The 2,878-nt window shown below is 51.6% G+C and carries 3 protein-coding genes and 1 pseudogene; 2 read left to right on the forward strand and 2 right to left on the reverse strand.

What is annotated here, in order from left to right; translation table 11 throughout:
* On the reverse strand, positions 1-711 hold a 711-nt coding region (locus IGR76_17645; GenBank protein MBF2080282.1), incomplete at its 3' end, for an esterase-like activity of phytase family protein.
* Positions 712-785: 74 nt separating this feature from the next.
* Here IGR76_17645 and IGR76_17650 point away from each other — a divergent pair.
* Both IGR76_17650 and IGR76_17655 read left to right on the forward strand, forming a co-directional pair.
* Positions 786-1,424 (forward strand): annotated as a pseudogene (locus IGR76_17650) (glutathione S-transferase family protein).
* 63 nt (positions 1,425-1,487) lie between these two features.
* The gene (locus tag IGR76_17655) at positions 1,488-2,042 is read left to right on the forward strand and encodes an NUDIX hydrolase (GenBank protein MBF2080283.1); all 555 of its coding nucleotides are present in this window, start codon (positions 1,488-1,490) and stop codon (positions 2,040-2,042) included.
* A gap of 44 nt (positions 2,043-2,086) precedes the next feature.
* Here IGR76_17655 and IGR76_17660 read toward each other — a convergent pair whose 3' ends face one another.
* The gene (locus tag IGR76_17660; GenBank protein MBF2080284.1) at positions 2,087-2,674 is read right to left on the reverse strand and encodes a Uma2 family endonuclease; all 588 of its coding nucleotides are present in this window, start codon (positions 2,672-2,674) and stop codon (positions 2,087-2,089) included.
* Between the last annotated feature and the right edge of the window lie 204 nt (positions 2,675-2,878).

Raw genomic sequence — 2,878 nt, forward strand, 5'->3', positions numbered from 1 at the left:
GGCGGATTCCGTACCCACAAATAGGCGAAACGGTTCTTGATAATTAGCTTCAAACCCGCCTGAACAGATCGTCAGCGCTTCAAATCCGGCATTATCCTGAACGCCTTGTGGCTGACCGTCAACTTCTTGGGGAATATAGCGGTCGGGAATGCGTAAACGGCGGCGGAGTTCTCCAGTGGTGAGGTCAAACTCATGGATAAATGGTGGAATGCCTGCATCGGCAGCCCCTTCACTGGAAATAAATACGGACTGGCGCGGCGATAGGGCAATTCCTTCCGCATCGATCGCCCCAGGGGGATAGGGTTCACCGTTCTCGGTCAGGGTTGTCACAGACTCTACATTCACCGATTGGATGGCGATCGCCCCTTCTCGATCCTCCACCGACAATTTCAGGGTATAAAACCGGGCCGGCGCGACGTTGCTCCGGTCATCGGACACCGCATAGAGGCGATCGCGGGGACGGTCGTAGACCCATCCCGATAAACCACCCACAGGTACTCCTTCAAATTCGGTGGTCAGTTCATAGGCGTCTAGAAAATCTAAAGATATATCCAGAAAAAGACGATCTTCCGCCCGCACCTGCGGTAGGCTGCAACTGGTCAAGCCAATTAATCCTACCGTTGCTATCAGCAGCACCAAGGCGTGCCGAAGTCTCGGCCACCAGTTGGATTGATGTTGAGGGCGATCGCCCATCTCAGTCCTCGATTTCATAGTCACCCGATCTTGAATGCCACCCTGATCTTGACCTATTTTGACTCCACTTACGATAAGGAATTGGATGGACGATGACGCTTACCCTCATCATTGGCAATAAAAACTATTCCTCCTGGTCGCTACGCCCTTGGTTGGCGATGACCCAGAACGGCATTGAGTTTCAGGAACTTCGGATTCCGCTCTATAGGCCAACGACGGCTGAACAGTGGCGTCAGTATTCCCCCACCCAAAAAGTCCCGGTTCTAATTGCCGATGGATTGACGATCTGGGAATCTCTCGCCATCTGCGAGTATTTTGCCGATCAGAACGTGACCGGGTGGTATCCCGCTGATCCCAAGGTGAGGGCGATCGGCCGTGCGGTTAGTGCTGAAATGCACGCCGGATTTGCCCTTCTGCGTCAACACATGCCGATGGACAGTCGTTCCCTGCGTCCAATGGTGATGATTCCGGCTCCGGTGCAGCAGGATATTGATCGCATTACCCAAATCTGGACCATGTGCCGCCAAGAGTACGGGGCAGGGGGAGACTTTTTGTTTGGCGAATTTTCGACTGCCGATGCCATGTTTGCCCCGGTTGTCTCCTGATTCCGCACCTATGGCGTTTCCCTTAATCCCATCTGCCAAACCTATGCCGAGGTCATCTGGAATCTGCCTGCCATGCAGAAATGGGTAGAAGCGGCGATCGCCGAAACGGAAGTGATCGAACCCTAGCGTATGAGTGATCGAACCCTAGCGTATGATGGACAGGGTGTGTCGCAAAAATTCACCCAGGCCATGAGCATCGGTCAAGAACCGCCAGAACTTCTCCAGTCGAAACTCTCCTACACCGGACGCAAATTTAGCTTTACGGTCGATCGCCTCCGTCTGCCTAACCAGGCCGAAGGGGAGTGGGAGTGTATTCACCATCCGGGCGGTGCGCTTGCTGTACCGGTCACACCTGATGGAGATTTGGTTTTAGTACGGCAGTATCGGTTCACCGCAAAGGGGCGTTTACTGGAATTTCCGGCGGGAACGGTGGAAGTGGGAGAAGATCCGGCGAAGACAATCGAACGCGAAATTGAAGAAGAAACGGGTTATCGTGCTCACGAGTGGCGATCGCTCGGTCAATTCTTCTTGGCTCCGGGCTATTCCGATGAGATTATCTATGCCTTTTTAGCGCAGGATTTGGAAAAGCTAGAAACGCCGCCTGCCCAGGATGAGGACGAGGATATTGAAGTGGTGCTGATGTCGCCAGCGGCCTTTGAGCAAGCGGTTCTGGACGGAGAAGCCATTGACGCCAAGTCGATATGTAGCTTTATGCTGGCACGTCCCTTTTTGAGCTTGGGCTAATACGTCAAGGTGTAAATTCGAGTAGACAAAACGCCAAACCGGATTTACGCCTCTGCCTCGGTGAACTCCATATTTTCGTAAAGGTCAGAAATTTGAACGTGGCAATCCAGCGTATTGAATGAAAGCGTAACGCTCGGATCGTCGTACTCCGAAAATAGCCATTGATTCACCCCGGTTTTAACGTGGTGTTCAACGTGGATTTTGTACTGATCAATCAGCAGATATTCCTGAAAATTCGAAATCGTGCGGTAGGCGACGAACTTCTCGCCACGGTCATAATTTTGAGTGGATTTCGATAAAACTTCTGCGATAAAGCAGGGATTCACGACGGTATCCTTGCGCCCAGATTGCAGTTCGATCGGTTTGGGCAGCACCATCACATCGGGATAGGTGTAGACGGCAGCATTGGGAATCCAAAGACGCTGATCAACATGAAATACCTCGTAAGGTTTACGTTTAAGCCCAAGGCTTAACGCAATGTATAGGTTGCCACTAATCCGATTGTGTTCAGGGGTTCCACCCGTCAAAGGGATGATTTCTCCATCGCGGTATTCGTTGCGAATATCCGAAGCTACTTCGAGTTCTAGATATTCTTCAGTGGTGTAATATTTCGTCTCTAGTTGAGCAATCATGGCTGTTCTACCCCTAAGACTTAAAAGTGTTGGTTGATCCAAAGGTCACTACTGATATGGTCGTCCTCAGAGTGAGCCGCTCTAATACGTCCTGTTTTAACAATTTCTAGCCAAGACGCTGTGTCCAAGGTATGGAGTTAAACACGTGACATCCTCCCGACGCTCACCCTATCGGGTAGAGCGCGGGCTTCCCCAGATCGCTCT

Source organism: Synechococcales cyanobacterium T60_A2020_003, assembly GCA_015272205.1.
In the GTDB taxonomy this organism is placed as follows: Bacteria; Cyanobacteriota; Cyanobacteriia; order RECH01; family RECH01; genus JACYMB01.

Excerpts from the sequence above, each read along its gene's own strand:
- IGR76_17655 (MBF2080283.1), top strand. The coding sequence starts at position 1,488 with ATGAGCATCGGTCAAGAACCGCCAGAACTTCTCCAGTCGAAACTCTCC.
- IGR76_17660 (MBF2080284.1), bottom strand. The coding sequence starts at position 2,674 with ATGATTGCTCAACTAGAGACGAAATATTACACCACTGAAGAATATCTA.